Source organism: Vibrio sp. V30_P3S12P165 (assembly GCF_009904905.1).
Classification (GTDB): domain Bacteria; phylum Pseudomonadota; class Gammaproteobacteria; order Enterobacterales; family Vibrionaceae; genus Vibrio; species Vibrio fujianensis.
In genome coordinates this window covers 1-16,669 of sequence record NZ_WXWH01000010.1, presented here as the reverse complement: position 1 = coordinate 16,669, position 16,669 = coordinate 1, and the positions used below count along the sequence as shown (strand labels likewise).

Sequence of the window (16,669 nt, the reverse complement as noted above, 5' to 3'; positions counted from 1 at the left end):
CGCCAAAAAAGACGTGAAATGATGTCACGTGATACAGTATTTGATCTCGCCGACAAATTTTATGTCAATGGCTGCACAATCGTGTATTGGACAGGATAATGTTCTTTCGCTTGTTCATTTCCCGATGAGTCATAAAGTCGAAATCGACACTGCTTCACCTTTTGATTGATTGGTAATTGAAGTGTCCAACAGCCGTATTCAGATGACGCTAGCGTACGGCTCATGATATGGGATGCGGGATCGTCATCAATAAAACACTCAATGTTCGCCACATGATTAAGCCTGCAGGCTAACTCAATAAATAACGTGTACTGTTCACCAAATTGAATGAGTTGGCATGTCCGGACAATGTACTCCGTCTCTCCAAGCAAAAGTCCTTTTGCGACGACATAATCTCGCTGGTGGTTGTTGTCGATATAGCGTTCACCATCCACTTCATAACAAAGCCTAAAGGTAAGCGGGTGAGCCACCGGTAGCTCTGTCGTGACCCAAAGCTCAGTCCCTTGATTTAAAAAACTCTCGAAAAACGCAGGGTAATGACGCCAAACTCCATCACGATCTCGACATTCGACCGACACCACTTTTTCAAACGCAATGTTATCGACTTCTAACCAAATTTTACCAACCGGTTGATTGATATCATGCTCAGACCATAAATTCGCTTTGGCGTAATATAAACGGATCGGTTGTTGGCGCAGTGGCGTGCGGTTTTCTAAGCACTGCTGGCGATACTGCATAGGAGAAAAAGGATACCAACGGCGAAACGTTCGATGAAAATTAGAAGGCTCTTCATAACCAAGCTGATAAGCAATTTGTTGGATCGTCAGTTGGGTATCTGCTAATAACGCCAGGGCGTGCTTCTTCTTAGCAAAGTCAACGCATTGCGAATAGCTCATGTGCTTTTCTTTCAGTCGGCGTTGCAAAGTACGCTTTGATACGCCCAATTTTTGCGCCGCTTGTGCTAATTTGAGCGCATAATTGCTATTTTGTGTAAAAATGGCATTTAAAACGCTAAGTAATTCAGGTTGTTCAATCGATTGATGAGAAAGCAATACATAGCACTGTTTCACCAATTCAAACACACTTGAACTGTCGTTTGAAACCGTACGCGGCGATATGCGAACCTCTATGCCAAATGGCGACTGAGTATGAACCGACAATTGCACCCAACGAGTCAAATTAAGCAGCTCTAATTGCATCATTAACAAATCAAACACCGCTTCCGACCAATTAGGCAATGTCGCGACTCTACATTTTAACGTCATGCGCATATGGTTATGATTCTGCTCAACGCTGATGTACAAGCGACGATCGAATAAAGACACCGTTTTACTCCACCATCGCAAGCCTTCTTCTAGGCTAGGTGCGGCTTCTAAAAGCATGCACTGCAGAGTAATCAGCTTTTCAATATGCCAATATTCACCGGCGATCCGTAGGTGATTGTGGCCCAACTTTTTACACCAAAAGGAGGTAATGTGGGTGTGTTCAGCGAACATATTTATCCTCTTACCGGCGCTAACACAGCTAAACGATTACTGCACATGACACATCTGCTCATCTAAGTTGAGAACTGTTAACGCATTACTCACACTGGTTGCAATAACATCAATCGCTCCGGTACGAAGTGCGCCCAATAGCGCAAGGGGCTTACTATTTTCAGCCGCAATGGCTATCACTTCCGAGATAGGTCGAAACTCATCAATGCCTAATCCGATCACTCGATCACTCATCACAGTATTCGCGATTTGGCCGTGGATATCGAAAAAATCATAACCGGCAAAATCGCCCACCACCCCTTGCTGAAGACGTGATTGCACAACTTCATCAGGAGTAAACCAGCCCAAATCGACCATGTAACTGTTCTCACTCATATCGCCAATTCCTACCAAGGCAATATCGGCTTTACGTGCTAAGTCTAATGTTTGTTTCACCGTCGCGTTTTGCATAAAAGCCAGTTTTTGCTCACGATTTTCGGCATAAGCAGGGGCATATAAGGTTTCCGATGTACCGCCATATTTTTTCGCCATTTGTCGACAGATATGATCCGCATTAAACATCCCACCTCGAGGATGAATACCGCCAATACTACAAACGAATTTACAATCTCTTGGCGTGATCACACCAATATGATGAGCAACCGCAGACACGTTTCGCCCTTGCCCAATGCTAACCACCAGACCATTTTTTAAATTACTGGATAGGTAATTGGAAACCAAACCAGCCACTTGTAACCTTTGCTGCTCTTCATTCGGTTGATCCAAAGCAACCAATGCGCGTTTTATACCAAAGCGTTCAATTAATCGTTGCTCTATTTTGGCACTAAACACGGGGTGGTATTTCACCGTAATTTCGACAATCCCTTCATCTCTTGCCTGTTTGAGCAAACGCCCAACCTTCGCTCGGGAGAGGGAAAACTTTTTTGAGATCTCCTCTTGAGTCGCACCATCTTGATAATACGCGACTGAAATTTCAGTCAGTAGATCGGTATTTTCCATTGAAAAATCTTTAGTTGAATGACTCATACCCTGCTCTCATGCGCAATTTTACCCTTAACTTATCATATAAACTTGAACATATGCTCATGGTGCTAGCATATGTAAAGCGGGCAAGATAATCAACATTTGCTCAGCAGCATGACATTTTCTCAGCCAGATTTTTTACGCCTATCCAGAGCAATTCATCCACAGACCACCTAGGCAAACGTTTATTTTCTTATACTGATTTATCATACGCAAAATTAGTGCGTTGAGGGCGTCATTCCACCGTCATGATGATTGACTTTCTGTATAGATAAGATAAATATGGGGTCATCATTTACTCATCGATAGAGCAAATGTTCAATGCATTTGTTTGGTCGCTGAAAATTAACGTTCGCATTAGCAATATCGAGCAAGTTAGCTAGCCAGAACTTTGCTAATTCGCTGCCAGCCTTCCAGCTGGTTTTGCCACAAGAAATAGGATGACCGAAATGAGCAACAAATTAGAGCAACTTCGTAAACTTACCACTGTTGTCGCCGATACCGGTGAAATTGATGCGATAAAAAAATATCAACCTGAAGATGCAACAACTAACCCATCTCTGATTCTTAAAGCAGCACAAATTGCTGAATACGCCCCCTTGATTGATGCCGCTATCGCATACGCCAAAACACAAAGTTCCGATAAAGCGCAACAAGTGCAAGACACTTGCGACATGCTTGCGGTTAATATCGGTAAAGAAATTCTCAAAACGATTCCGGGCCGAATTTCAACCGAAGTTGATGCTCGACTCTCTTATAATACCGAAGGCAGTGTGGCAAAAGCGCGTCAACTGATCAAAATGTATAATGATGCTGGGATCAGCAACGACCGTATCCTGATCAAACTCGCCTCAACTTGGGAAGGCATCCGCGCAGCTGAAATTCTAGAAAAAGAAGGCATTAACTGTAACCTCACGCTCCTTTTCTCTTTCGCACAAGCTCGTGCCTGTGCAGAAGCCGGTGTGTTCCTTATTTCGCCTTTCGTTGGCCGGATTATGGACTGGTATAAAGCCAAAGAAGGACGTGATTTTGCTCCGCAAGAAGATCCGGGCGTGGTGTCTGTCACCACCATCTATAACTACTACAAAGAGCATGGTTATAATACTGTCGTTATGGGTGCGAGCTTCCGTAACATCGGGGAAATTCTAGAGCTTGCAGGCTGTGATCGTTTGACGATTGCCCCTGCCCTACTGGCAGAATTAGAAGCGGCAGAAGGAGAAGTAATCGAGAAACTCATCGATTCGAAAGGCACCAAAACACGGCCAACCCCAATGACGCACGCAGAATTCCTTTGGGAACATAACCAAGATCCAATGGCAGTTGAAAAGTTAGCCGAGGGTATCCGTAACTTCGCTATTGACCAAGGCAAATTAGAAACCATGATTGCGGCAAAATTGTAACTCAAAGGCATCAAGCAGCTAGCTAAGCAGGATCGCAACGCGGTTTTTCTTGGCTAAGTCTAGCTTGTTAAGCGCTATTCTCTGATGGTGCTTTATGCACCATCGATATACCCAGACCATTTGCTGGCAAGCCAATGTGCTGCTCATAACCCTGGTAATGAACGAAAGTTACTTATATACCCAAACAACTTGGAGTTGCAGGTAGGCGGCAAGTGAATAAATCCCCATGAGCATAGACAGGCGATGTGATTGGGGTGAACGAACATAGCTACCCCCCCTGCAGCTTCAAGTAGGAAGGGAATAACCATTTCGTTGAGCGGTCGGGGGTCACTTTATTTAAATAATTCTGTTTTCAAATAACTCTGTCTTCAAATAACTCAGGAAAATATTATGGATCGTAAACAACTGGCCAATGCAATTCGTGCGTTAAGCATGGATGGCGTACAGCAAGCCAATTCGGGTCACCCCGGTGCCCCGATGGGAATGGCAGATATTGCCGAAGTACTTTGGCGAAACCATTTGAACCACAACCCACAAAATCCCAAGTGGGCCGATCGAGATCGCTTCGTCCTCTCTAATGGCCACGGCTCGATGCTGCTTTACTCACTACTTCATTTAAGTGGTTATGAACTTTCGATTGATGATCTAAAAAACTTCCGCCAGTTGCACTCTAAAACACCAGGTCATCCTGAATACGGTTACGCACCGGGCATTGAGACAACCACAGGCCCGTTAGGCCAAGGAATTACCAATGCTGTCGGTATGGCTATCGCGGAAAAAGCTCTTGCTGCTCAATTTAATAAACCCGAGCATGACATTGTAGATCATTTCACTTATGTCTTTATGGGTGATGGTTGTTTGATGGAAGGTATTTCTCATGAGGCCTGTTCACTAGCTGGTACATTAGGGCTGGGTAAACTGATTGCCTTCTGGGATGACAACGGTATCTCTATTGATGGCCATGTAGAAGGCTGGTTCTCTGACGACACACCTAAACGTTTTGAAGCTTACGGTTGGCATGTCATTCCCGCGGTGGATGGCCATGATGCGGAGGCGATTAACGCAGCGATTGAAGCGGCAAAAGCAGAAACAGCTCGCCCCACACTCATTTGTACCAAAACCATTATTGGTTTTGGTTCTCCCAATAAATCTGGTTCACATGACTGTCATGGCGCTCCTCTTGGCCATGATGAAATTAAAGCAACAAAAGAATTTTTAGGTTGGAAATACGGTGCGTTCGAAATTCCGCAAGAGATCTACTCAGAATGGTCAGCGAAGGAAGCTGGCGCAACTAAGGAAACAGCGTGGAATCAGAAATTTGCAGCTTATGAAGCAGCGTATCCCGAGTTGGCGGCTGAATTTAAACGCCGCGTAAACGGTGAATTACCCGCGCAATGGGAAGAGAAAGCGAGTCAAATCATTGCCGATCTACAGGCGAACCCTGCCAATATCGCGTCACGTAAAGCCTCACAAAATGCCTTAGAAGCCTTTGGTCAGTTACTCCCCGAGTTTATGGGCGGTTCAGCGGACTTGGCCCCGTCTAACCTGACAATGTGGTCTGGTTCTAAGTCATTAACCACTGACGATTTCGCAGGTAACTATATTCATTATGGGGTGCGTGAGTTTGGAATGACGGCGATCATGAACGGCATCGCCTTACACGGTGGTTTTGTACCTTACGGTGCAACCTTCTTAATGTTTATGGAATATGCTCGTAATGCAATGCGCATGGCTGCGCTGATGAAAATTCAAAATATCCAAGTCTACACCCATGATTCCATTGGCTTAGGCGAAGATGGCCCCACTCACCAACCGGTTGAGCAGATCGCCTCACTGCGGTTAACACCGAACATGAGCACATGGCGTCCTTGTGACCAAGTGGAGTCGGCAATGGCTTGGAAATTGGCCATTGAACGTAAAGAAGCGCCATCGGCCTTGATCTTCTCTCGTCAGAACTTGGCTCAGCAGCCTCGTACGGCCGAGCAAGTGGCAGATATTGCCAAAGGTGGTTATGTTTTAAAAGATTGTGCAGGCCAACCTGAGCTTATCTTGATTGCAACAGGTTCTGAAGTTAGCCTTGCGGTAGAAGCGGCAGAAAAACTGGCAGCGGAAGGTAAACAAGTGCGAGTCGTTTCCATGCCATCAACCGATACATTTGATAAACAAGATGCTGCTTACCGTGAAGCGGTACTGCCTGCTGAGGTAACCAAACGTATTGCGATTGAAGCGGGTATTGCAGACTTCTGGTACAAATACGTCGGTTTTGGCGGTAAGATCATCGGTATGACAAGCTTTGGTGAGTCAGCACCTGCGGATGAGCTGTTTAAATTATTTGGCTTTACCACCGATCACGTCGTTAAAACTGCGCAAGAGTTATTAGCATCATAAGATAGCTAAACTCATCTAATCACAATCACCGCCACTGGCGGTGATTGTGTATTCAACTCGTGACGTTTAAGAAACTTATTGATCTAAATATTGTGGCACAATTAAGCGCAGTGTCGCTCTTCGGTTACACGCTCTGCCTTGAGCAGTACCGTTTGAACAACTCGGCAAATGAGCGCCATACCCTCTAATATACACCACCTCTTGTGCAATTTTTTGGGCTAATAAGACTTGCTTCACCGCTTCAGCTCGCCGCATTGATAACCCATCATTGAATCGCTCTGAACCGGTATTGTCCGTATGCCCTTCAACGACAATGTCGATGGTCTGATCTTGAGCGAGAAAGCGGCCTAATGCGCTAATCCAACGGATTGAATCTGCCGATAGTTGCGCCTTCCCTGTTTGGAAAAGAATGGGACGATTGAGTTTCACCATCGAATGTTCACCGGCTTGTAATTCATAGTCAATACGGTAACTGGCTAAAAAATCTAACAACGATTGGGGCTCATCGGCATGGAGAGGTTGCCGCTCTGCCGTCTTTGTCACGGTGGTCTCAACCGCTGTCGGAGAAACATCTCTGCTAGACAGTTGGCTCGCTCTGCGCCAATCAGGATAGAGCACTTCTGCATCATTTTTCGGCGCGGTGTTTAATAGATTATCGCTAAACATTCGATCCACGGCTAAAGAACCGCATCCAGATAATAATAGGCATACTAGTAGCGTATAAACTTTCATTAATGCTGCACTCACTTTCCTTATCTCTCCTTTTGTTATCGGCCAACATCGTAAAACTTTATGCTGTCTAGCTAACAAATTCGTCTTATGCGATTTGCCTCACGTCGATTACTGGTTAGACTGAACCGGTATTTTTCACTGTTATGGATTTTTTTATGAAAACATCGGCTTTTCGCTTAATTACCCTTTTATTCAGCCTTATCGCGATCATTAGCTGCAGTGATAATGCAGAAACCCACCCCACCGAGGGGGTTCACTATAAAGAGTTACCCGTCAGCCTAACCAGCTACCAGCTTGCTCCTATCACGGAGGTTTTCTCTCTAACCTGTGGCCATTGTCGAACCATGGAATCGATGATTCCTGAGCTAGAAAAAATCACCGGAGAGCATTTTGGTAAGCTTCATGTCACTTTCAACCAAGGTGCTCAGATCAGTGCCATGCTTTACTACAGTGCAGTCATGCAATTAGAGGAGGTTCCTAACTCAAGTATCATGGAAGGGCTGTTTGCTGCTATTCAAGCCCCCATAGAAACCACTCCAGATGCCAGAAAAGCGGCAATTGATAAGATATTTCATCAACATCAATTAATCAGCCCCTATGATTTGAACGAGGCCCAGCAAAACCAACTGATGGAAATGATCACACTCGCGAGTGAAATTTCACAAAAATCACAAATTAATGCCGTTCCAACCTTTATCATTAAAGGAAAATATCAATTACTGACCAGTGGGCATGACGACATCAACAGTATTGCTACAACAATGCGCTACTTACTAAAACAACCGCAATAACAAGAGCACGACCATGAATAAAACTATCTTTACTCTCATTGCCTTATTGTTGGCGATTTTTTTTGTCTATCGTTCTTGGAATAACAGTAAACTTGCTGAACAAAACCGCATGCAGGGCGAAGCCTTTTTACTTAACAATAGCCAACAGCCGGGCATATCGACAACAGAAAGTGGCTTGCAATATCAATTACTACAAGCGGGTTCAGGAAAAATACATCCCACGGCAACCAGTAAAGTCACTGTCCACTATGAGGGGCGATTGCTTGATGGCACGGTGTTTGATAGCTCAATACAACGGAAAACACCGATTACTTTTGGCTTGAATCAAGTCATTAAAGGCTGGCAGGAAGGCGTCCAACTGATGGTAGAAGGAGAAAAAATGCGTTTTTTCATTCCAAGTCATCTCGCCTATGGAAAAAGTGGTGCGGGCTCTATTCCGCCCGCTTCAACCTTAATTTTTGAGGTCGAACTGCTTGAGATTAAATAACACTCTCACATTCACCTGACTAAAATGAGCAGTAATCCCTGCTCATTTTAAAATAATCCGGTGACGATAGATGCTCACTGAGTTATCGGATTGGCGGGCGTTTTAGCCGCATGAAACGTTAATCCATTTGACGTAACCATGACACAATCCATTCCCCCTGCATGTGCTGCCTGCATTCCCAATGCGGTATCTTCAAAAACGATACACTCTTGCGGTGATAAATCTAACAGCTCGCTAGCACGAACAAAGGTTTCAGGATGCGGCTTATGGTGAGTCACATCCGTTGCCGTCACTAATGCATCTAATTGTTCTAAAATACCCGCTTTAGTCAGCAATCGAATCGCACTTTGTCGTTGACTGCCAGTTCCAACGGCTATTTTCTTCTCGCCTCGATTTGAGCAAAAAATGGCATAAGTTTGAGCAATTAAGGGGCTATCCGCTCCCTGCTGATCAAATGATCGCATTTTATATTGCGCAACCTGCTGCGGATCTAACGCAAGCTGAAAGCGCTGGTTAATTTCTCGAACAATGTTAAAACTGGGCATTCCCCCCATACTATGTAACCACTGCGAATCAAAAGGGAACTGAAAATGTTCGGCTGTCATTCGCCATGCCGTAAGGTGTGCTGGCATCGTATCAATTAAGGTTCCATCCATATCAAAAATGAGACCTTTATAGCGGCTTAAATTTAATAACATTCATTACTCCAAGGTGTGAGGTGTGATAATCCCGGATCTTACAAGCGTGTTTTTCATCATCATGATTAAATCAAAATGGTATCTAGGGTCTGCTAGGCAGCTAACTCTAACTCACGGCTTGCAACATGACTTGCGATGACGGCCAAGTAAACACTTTTTCCAGTAACTGATAGCCACTGGGAGCTTGCCACGTTTTTATCAAGGTACTTTGTCCACCAATATGTTCATAAAAATCCAGAGCTGATTGATTTTTCTCTGCCACTTCCAAATAAATACCATGTTCAGGAAAATAGTGTTCAACCCATTCAAGCATCGCCTTAATCAGCCACTTTCCTAATCCTTGACCTTGATAGTCAGGGCTGACATGTAATGCATCAATCATGGTACCTTTTTCAACATCATGATTGCCAAAAGCACAAATAAATCCCAGCAAACGATCGTTAGCTTCCAATAATAAAATATGTTGATTATAAGGAGGGTTAGTCAGTCGAGTCTGCCAGATCAGTAAACAATCTTGTAACGCCTCATTATCCAGATAATCTTGCTCTAGAATGCCTTGATAATGGCGTTGCCAATTGTGCGCATGCAAGTGTGCAATCCGTTCAAAGTCCTTATATTCCGCTACTTTTATTTCCATTTTATAGCCCTTATCACTTCCTGTTGCTGTTTCTACTTCACATCATACTATTCATTTATATAGTAAAAGCAAAACTGACCGATCACATCCGCCTCTACCCAAACAACTTGGAGTTGCAGGTCGACGACAAGTGAGTGAGCCCTGATGAACATAGACAAACTATGCAATTGAGGTGAATGCACGTAACCGACACCGCAACAGCTTCAAGTAAGAAGGGGATATTTGCTCCCTAAAAGTGACAAGACTGTCACTTTTATTTTCTCATGACCATTAAACCCAATAGCAACCAATAAAACTAGCTCATGGTTTTAACATGAAATTTACCACTAAAATCAATCCCAATAACCTTATTATTCACTCTATAAACTTATTGTTTTTTTGTTTGTTTTAGATCATACAAAGTACAACTTTACCTCGTCTCTCGCTCCTGTTTTGAGTAAATTCTCAGTTATAAATTGTATTAGACTGTTACAACTCAACATATTTGACTGGAGATCACTATGCTAGAGCTTCTTATCGGCGCAATTGTGACCATTGCTGTCGGTTATTTTATCGTTAAAGGTTATAAACCCGCAGGGGTACTCCTAACCGCGGGGATTACATTATTATTGATCACCGGTTTGTTAGGTTATGACGTGCTACCAGAATCAATTACCGCAACCGGTAATTTAGTGACTGATACCATGGAGTATATAAAATTCACACTACAAAGCCGTGGTGGTGGCTTAGGTATGCAGATTATGCTGCTATGCGGTTTTGCTTCTTATATGACACATATTGGTGCTAATAATGTCGTGGTCAAACAGTTTTCAAAACCCCTTTCTGTTATCAACTCGCCTTATGTACTGCTCGTAGCCGCTTATATCGTTGCCTGTTTAATGTCACTGGCGGTTAGTTCTGCAACCGGGCTTGGTGTGTTATTGATGGCCACCCTATTTCCGATGATGACTGCAATGGGCATTTCTCGCCCAGCTGCCGTTGCCGTTTGTGCTTCACCGGCAGCGATTATTTTATCGCCGACCTCTGGCGATGTCGTGATCGCGGCTGAAAAATCCGGCCTTGCTTTGCATGTATTTGCTGTTGAAACCGTCTTACCGGTTTCTATTTGTGCCATTATTGTGATGGCGGCTGCCACGTTTTTCTGGAATAAATACTTAGACAAACGCAACAATACTCCGATGGAACGTATTGATGTGTCGACTATTGAAGTCAATGCCCCCGCCTACTATGCCGTATTACCATTTCTTCCTATTATCGGTGTATTCCTCTTTAATGGAGAAACCATTCCGGGCCTGTATCTTGACATTTATACCATTGTGGTTGTTTCTATTTTTGCCGGTGCTCTGGTTGATTTTATTACCAAACGCTTTGATGGCAAAAAAACGCTTGAAGATTTGGAGTCATGTTATGAAGGCATGGCAGAAGCATTTAAAGGCGTGGTTATGTTATTGGTGGCCGCTGGAGTATTCGCGCAAGGTTTAATGTCTATCGGGGCAATTGATAACTTACTAGGCTTGGCAGAAACAGCCGGCGCTGGCGGTTTAGCACTCATGATGATTTTAACGATCCTAACAATGGCGGCTGCGATTGCAACCGGATCAGGTAATGCTCCATTTTACGCTTTTGTCGAGTTAGCCCCTTCGCTCGCAGCAAAAATGGGCGTAAACCCTGCATTTTTAATTATTCCTATGCTGCAAGCGTCTAACTTAGGTCGTACTGTGTCACCAGTTTCTGGCGTTGTGGTCGCCACAGCAGGTATGGCGCATATCAGCCCATTTGAAGTGGTAAAACGGACCTCTGTTCCCGTATTGGCTGGATTAATTACCGTAATTATCGGTACCATGATCCTTGTCCCGATGACGGCTTGATTGTAAATCAACATAATGAACAGCGGCGAGAATGAACGCTCCTGTTCGTTATGTTTTTAATAAGCAAGTAAAAAGAAAATCAATAATTAAAAGCATAACAGATACTAATATATTCTACGCCAATTTCTTGTTTAATCTATTTATTATACGAACATAATATAGAGATTAATTAACATTTCCATCTCAATTTACCAACTCAACACTGTAAAAGAAAACGAACATTTCATTCAGCTAATAAAATCTATTTTTCCTTAGTTTATCAATCAGCTCCGTGCTAAACTTTCCTGCCATAATGCAGGCTTAATATTCATCCATTCTGCCTCTTTAATTAAAATATTTTTATTATACGGATAAATATATTCAGTCAACTTGAATTGATCGGTAAACGACAAGTCAGTCCCCTTACTTATAAGCATAGCCATACGATGCCATCGTCAGGGGTAAACGAGCGTAGCCCTCAGTAGTAAGGGAATAATACCGCGGCAAATTTAAGGAGAATGGATATATCCATTCGTTCTTACCATGAGGTTACTCACTGTTATGTCGTTTTTAAAAAACTTAGCAATCCGTAATAAAATTGCACTATCTTTTAGTATTATTGCCCTGGTCAATATTGCGTTTGGTCTTTATATTTATTTATCTATCAATTCAATTGAAAAGAAAGTATGGGAATTAACCGACACGACGTTACCTTCTCTGATGCTGGTTAATGATTTGAAATATAATATGGCTTCGGTACGTCGAGGACAGCTTGGCATTCTTTCCGCTGCGAATGATTCAGCCATTAACGCTGAAATAGAATGGATGAATGGTATCGAAAAAAAAATTCAAGAAGAATTCGCCAGCTATGAACAATCAATATGGGATGATGACCATGCTGATCGAGAAAAATTTTTGGCCGTGAAAAACTATTGGCAAACTTATTTACGCGATCTCCAATCATTTAATAATCATGCGCTCAGCCATGATATTGATAAAGCGGCAAATCAACTAGCAAGTACTTTAGCCACTTATGAAAAAATCGAAGCTGCGGTCGATGAGTTGCTGCAGTTTAACGTCTCATACGCCAATGAGAACCGCACCACCCTAACTGAATCAATTAGTCATATTATTCAATTTACCGTTATTTGTTTTATTGCCATTCTCATTTTTATGGCCGCGATGACAGGGCTATTATCGAAGTTAATTTGCCGTCCACTACATTTGGTTGTAGCTCAAGCCCAATCGATTGCCAAAGGTGACCTCACCCATACGCTAAATCGACATGAAATCGGTGAAGACGAATTAGGTCACCTTGCTGATGCGTGCCACACCATGCAAAGTAACCTCGCCAAAACTGTAGAAGAAATCGTTGCAGGCGCAACACAATTGGCGCATGCGGTCGATGAAGTGAGTGCGGTATCGGAGCAAACGTCACAAGGGATGCATGAGCAACAAGCTGAAGTGATGCACATCGCAACCGCAATGACTGAGATGAAATCCACGGTAGCGGAAGTCGCTCGCAATACTGAAGTCGCTTCTGATGCGGCTCGAGAGAGCAACCAACAAGCGATCACCGGCTCAGAGCAGATGGCGAACGTGACGAATTCGATTGACCGAGTGACACACGAAATCTCACTGGCTGAGCAACGTGTTTTAGAGCTTGAAGAGCAAGCTCAACAAATTAATATGGTGGTCGATGTGATCAGCAATATTGCCGATCAAACTAATTTGTTAGCCCTCAACGCTGCGATTGAGGCGGCTCGGGCAGGTGAACAAGGCCGTGGATTTGCCGTTGTTGCTGATGAAGTGCGAGCCCTTGCCGGTAAAACTCAGCAATCAACTGGCGATATTGTCACTATTATTCAAACATTACAGCATTGTGCGCTAAAAGCTCGTGAAGCGACGGCACAAAGTAGCACACTAATGGCTCAATGCGTTGAACAGGGCCATCAAACCCAACAAGTTATTCAGCAAATCAGTAACCAAAGTGAACAAATTGCTGATATGACCATTCAAATTGCCAGTGCTTGTGGTGAACAAGACTCGGTAAGTGAAGAGCTAAACCGCAATATTGAACGGATTAATGAATCCGCTAAACAAGTTGCCCAAGGCTCATCAGGTGCTGCGCAAGCATGTATTGAGTTAAGCCAATTAGCCTCCCAATTACAAAACACCGTCAACCGCTTCCAAGTATAACGGAACCCACTCGGCCACCTTCCTCTGGCCTAAATCATGACCGATTGAGCGAGGCACTAAGCCTCGCCTTCGTCCGCAAACCAATGATGATTGAAGATACCCATTCTTTTAAGTGATGGATCATGCTGTATCCCAAAACCACTTTCATGCTAGAATCCGCCGCCGCAATACGTCAAAAAACACGACGGTATTGATTGGTATGCCCAAACAATTGGAGCGTTGCAGGCCAGCGGTAAGATCAGTGATCAATGATTAACTCAGCCCAAAGCTGGCCTTTCGTGAGAGCCAAGAGCCCCATACTCAGCGACATCGCTCAATGATGTTATTGTAGTGATGAACGGCCTCCACCACGACCAACTCCAGTTGTAAAGGGATCGAAGGATTAATTTTATCATATGGATGTGACCATTCGTTTTTAGTATAAGGTCACTCACTGTTATGTCATTTTTGAAAGATTTAGCGATACGCAAAAAAATAGCTCTTGCATTTACTATTATTGCGTTAATTAATATTTTGTTTGGGATCTACCTCTATCGTGCTCTTGAGTCAATTAAAGGCGATGTACTTAACCTGACTGACGATACGTTACCATCTATGATGATGGTCAATAATATCAAATATAATATGTCCTCCGTTCGACGGGCTCAAATCAGCTTACTAACCGCAACCGATCCAGCCGAAATTGATGAAGAAATCACTTGGATGGACGGGCGTTATCAAGAAATTGCCGCTGAACTAACCCACTATGAACGCAGTATCTGGACAGAAAATGAACGTGCAGTTTTTGCTCCGGTGAAAAATCTCTGGCTAGAGTATCAAAATGCATTAAGTTCTTTTAATAATGAAATTCGCGCGCAAAAAACGGAAAAAGCTCTCAACGATATTCGGCACTCGCTACACACATATGAAAAGCTAGAAAATGCCATCGGTGAGTTACTTAAGCTAAATTTAAGCTATGTTGATAATAACCGTTCAGAATTAACCGCATTAACTGATACTATCCGACACTTTTCTATTTCCAGCATTGCTGCATTACTTGGCTTTATGGTCGGCATGACGCTCCTTTTAGCCAACTTAATTTGCCGTCCTTTGCAGCAAGTCGTCAATCAAGCCCATGCCATTGCTCAAGGTAATTTAGCCCATCACTTGGATCGCCAACAGATCGGGCAAGATGAGCTGGGTAAGCTGGCTGATGCGTGTAGCAGCATGCAAAATAATTTACGCACTATGGTCGAAGAAATTGTTGCTGGTGCAACACAACTGGCACATTCAGTTGATGAAGTCAGTGCAGTCTCAGAGCAAACGTCACAAGGGATGCATGAGCAACAAGCCGAAGTGATGCACATCGCAACCGCAATGACTGAGATGAAATCAACCATAACGGAAGTTGCTCGCAATACTGAAGTCGCTTCTGATGCAGCTCGAGAGAGCAATCAACAAGCGATCACTGGCTCAGAGCAGATGGCAAACGTGGCCCATTCCATTGACCAAGTAACACACGAGATCTCACAGGCTGAGCAACGTGTTTTAGAACTTGAAGAGCAAGCTCAACAAATTAATATGGTGGTCGATGTGATCAGCAATATTGCCGATCAAACTAATTTGTTAGCCCTCAACGCTGCGATTGAGGCGGCTCGAGCAGGTGAACAAGGCCGTGGATTTGCCGTTGTCGCTGATGAAGTGCGAGCCCTTGCCGGTAAAACTCAGCAATCAACTGGCGATATTGTCACTATTATTCAAACATTACAGCATTGTGCCCTCAAAGCTCGTGAAGCGACGGCGCAAAGCAGCGCATTGATGACCCAATGTGTTGAACAAAGCCATCAAACCCAGCAAGTTATTCAGCAAATCAGTAACCAAAGTGAACAAATTGCTGATATGACCATTCAAATCGCCAGCGCTTGTGGTGAACAAGACTCGGTAAGTGAAGAGCTAAACCGCAATATTGAACGGATTAATGAATCAGCTAAACAAGTTGCCCAAGGATCATCAAGTGCGACACAAGCTTGTATTGAATTAAGTCAATTAGCCTCTCAGCTACAAAACACCGTGAATCGTTTTCAGGTCTAAACCACCAGTTCCGCAACGTTTCACGACGGCTTAGCCCATGCAGTGAATAATAAATTTGTCTAAAACAAATTTGCATAGCCGAAGCCCCGTAAGCACGAACCGCCCCATAAGCAATAACCACTAGGTACTCCCTGATCAGAGTCAGGGAATACCTAGTGGCACCTCAACACGCTTTTTTACTCCTGCCTGCAACATCATAAGACAAATGAAAACCATGTGTCCCAGATACTCTATACTAGTAGCATGAGAAAATGAGTGTTATTGGGATGTGTTTCTACCACTACCAATAATACGCTGTTACTTTTAATGCTTTATCGATCAGGAAACGCTATGCACTATAAGGACATACCACAAAATCCCTGGCTCAGTCGTATTGGCAAAAAAATAATCCTCACTATGGTGCTGGTGAGCAGCCTCTTTACTCTTGTCGCAACTTCGATTCAATTATTTAATTACTACCGGATAGAAATGAATGAAGTCAAGGATAGGCATCAAGAAATTGAAACACTGCATATTGAACTGATTGCCAGTGCTTTGTGGGCTTATGATCTTCCGTTAGTTCAACAACACATGAACTTACTCGCACAACTTCCTAAGATCGACTATTTAGAAATACAATCTAATGGAACCCAAATCTCTTCAGGTACCCCACCGCCAACTTATGCGATTGAACACGTCTATCCTATAAATCATATTGACCAAAATGAACAGTATTCACAAAAGATAGGAATCCTAACGGTACTTTCTAATACAGAGGAGATATATAATAATTTAGTTAATCAGTTTATCTCAATTCTAATTATTAATACAATCAAGACTCTCTTTGTTTGTATTTGTTTATTATTCGTATTTCATATGAGTATCAATAGACGCATTTTTAATATCGTTGACTATCTACATC

Annotated in this window: 12 protein-coding genes and 1 pseudogene; 8 read left to right on the top strand and 5 right to left on the bottom strand. The window is 43.3% G+C overall.

Annotation, left to right across the window (positions count from 1 at the left end; genetic code table 11):
* Positions 1–59 precede the first annotated feature (59 nt).
* Positions 60–1,496, bottom strand: a complete 1,437-nt coding sequence (locus tag CAG57_RS02290; RefSeq protein ID WP_161427950.1) for a helix-turn-helix transcriptional regulator — start codon at positions 1,494–1,496, stop codon at positions 60–62.
* A gap of 36 nt (positions 1,497–1,532) precedes the next feature.
* On the bottom strand, positions 1,533–2,522 hold the full coding sequence (locus tag CAG57_RS02285) for a sugar-binding transcriptional regulator (RefSeq protein ID WP_161427951.1): 990 nt from the start codon (positions 2,520–2,522) through the stop codon (positions 1,533–1,535).
* Between the two features lie 446 nt (positions 2,523–2,968).
* Here CAG57_RS02285 and tal point away from each other — a divergent pair, with 446 nt between their 5' ends.
* Both tal and tkt read left to right on the top strand, forming a co-directional pair.
* Positions 2,969–3,919 (top strand): transaldolase, encoded by a 951-nt coding sequence (gene tal / locus CAG57_RS02280; protein WP_099611120.1) that lies wholly within the window; start codon positions 2,969–2,971, stop codon positions 3,917–3,919.
* Between the two features lie 390 nt (positions 3,920–4,309).
* Complete coding sequence (gene tkt / locus CAG57_RS02275) at positions 4,310–6,307, top strand: transketolase (protein WP_161427952.1); 1,998 nt, start codon at positions 4,310–4,312, stop codon at positions 6,305–6,307.
* 75 nt (positions 6,308–6,382) lie between these two features.
* Here the strand turns inward: tkt and CAG57_RS02270 are convergent, their stop codons facing one another.
* Entirely contained in the window at positions 6,383–7,054 is a 672-nt protein-coding gene (locus CAG57_RS02270) for an OmpA family protein (protein WP_245868847.1), read from the bottom strand.
* 140 nt (positions 7,055–7,194) lie between these two features.
* Here CAG57_RS02270 and CAG57_RS02265 point away from each other — a divergent pair, with 140 nt between their 5' ends.
* Positions 7,195–7,830 carry a thiol:disulfide interchange protein DsbA/DsbL gene (locus tag CAG57_RS02265; RefSeq protein WP_161431019.1) on the top strand — a complete coding sequence of 212 codons (636 nt, stop codon included), beginning with the start codon at positions 7,195–7,197 and terminating at the stop codon, positions 7,828–7,830.
* A gap of 13 nt (positions 7,831–7,843) precedes the next feature.
* On the top strand, positions 7,844–8,317 hold the full coding sequence (locus tag CAG57_RS02260) for an FKBP-type peptidyl-prolyl cis-trans isomerase (RefSeq protein WP_161427276.1): 474 nt from the start codon (positions 7,844–7,846) through the stop codon (positions 8,315–8,317).
* A 74-nt stretch (positions 8,318–8,391) separates the two neighbouring features.
* Here CAG57_RS02260 and CAG57_RS02255 read toward each other — a convergent pair whose 3' ends face one another.
* Positions 8,392–9,015 (bottom strand): beta-phosphoglucomutase family hydrolase, encoded by a 624-nt coding sequence (locus CAG57_RS02255; RefSeq protein WP_161427275.1) that lies wholly within the window; start codon positions 9,013–9,015, stop codon positions 8,392–8,394.
* A 106-nt stretch (positions 9,016–9,121) separates the two neighbouring features.
* Entirely contained in the window at positions 9,122–9,652 is a 531-nt protein-coding gene (locus CAG57_RS02250) for a GNAT family N-acetyltransferase (RefSeq protein ID WP_161427274.1), read from the bottom strand.
* Between the two features lie 500 nt (positions 9,653–10,152).
* On the opposite strand from CAG57_RS02250, the gene dcuC reads away from it, so the two are divergent.
* From dcuC to CAG57_RS02230, 4 genes and pseudogenes are all read left to right on the top strand, one after another.
* A complete protein-coding gene (dcuC, locus tag CAG57_RS02245; protein WP_099611113.1) occupies positions 10,153–11,520 on the top strand; it encodes an anaerobic C4-dicarboxylate transporter DcuC in 1,368 nt (455 codons plus the stop codon).
* Between the two features lie 540 nt (positions 11,521–12,060).
* Positions 12,061–13,698, top strand: a complete 1,638-nt coding sequence (locus CAG57_RS02240) for a methyl-accepting chemotaxis protein (RefSeq protein WP_161439486.1) — start codon at positions 12,061–12,063, stop codon at positions 13,696–13,698.
* 438 nt (positions 13,699–14,136) lie between these two features.
* On the top strand, positions 14,137–15,768 hold the full coding sequence (locus tag CAG57_RS02235; RefSeq protein ID WP_161427172.1) for a methyl-accepting chemotaxis protein: 1,632 nt from the start codon (positions 14,137–14,139) through the stop codon (positions 15,766–15,768).
* A 330-nt stretch (positions 15,769–16,098) separates the two neighbouring features.
* A pseudogene (locus CAG57_RS02230) lies at positions 16,099–16,669 on the top strand (ATP-binding protein); the annotation flags it as partial.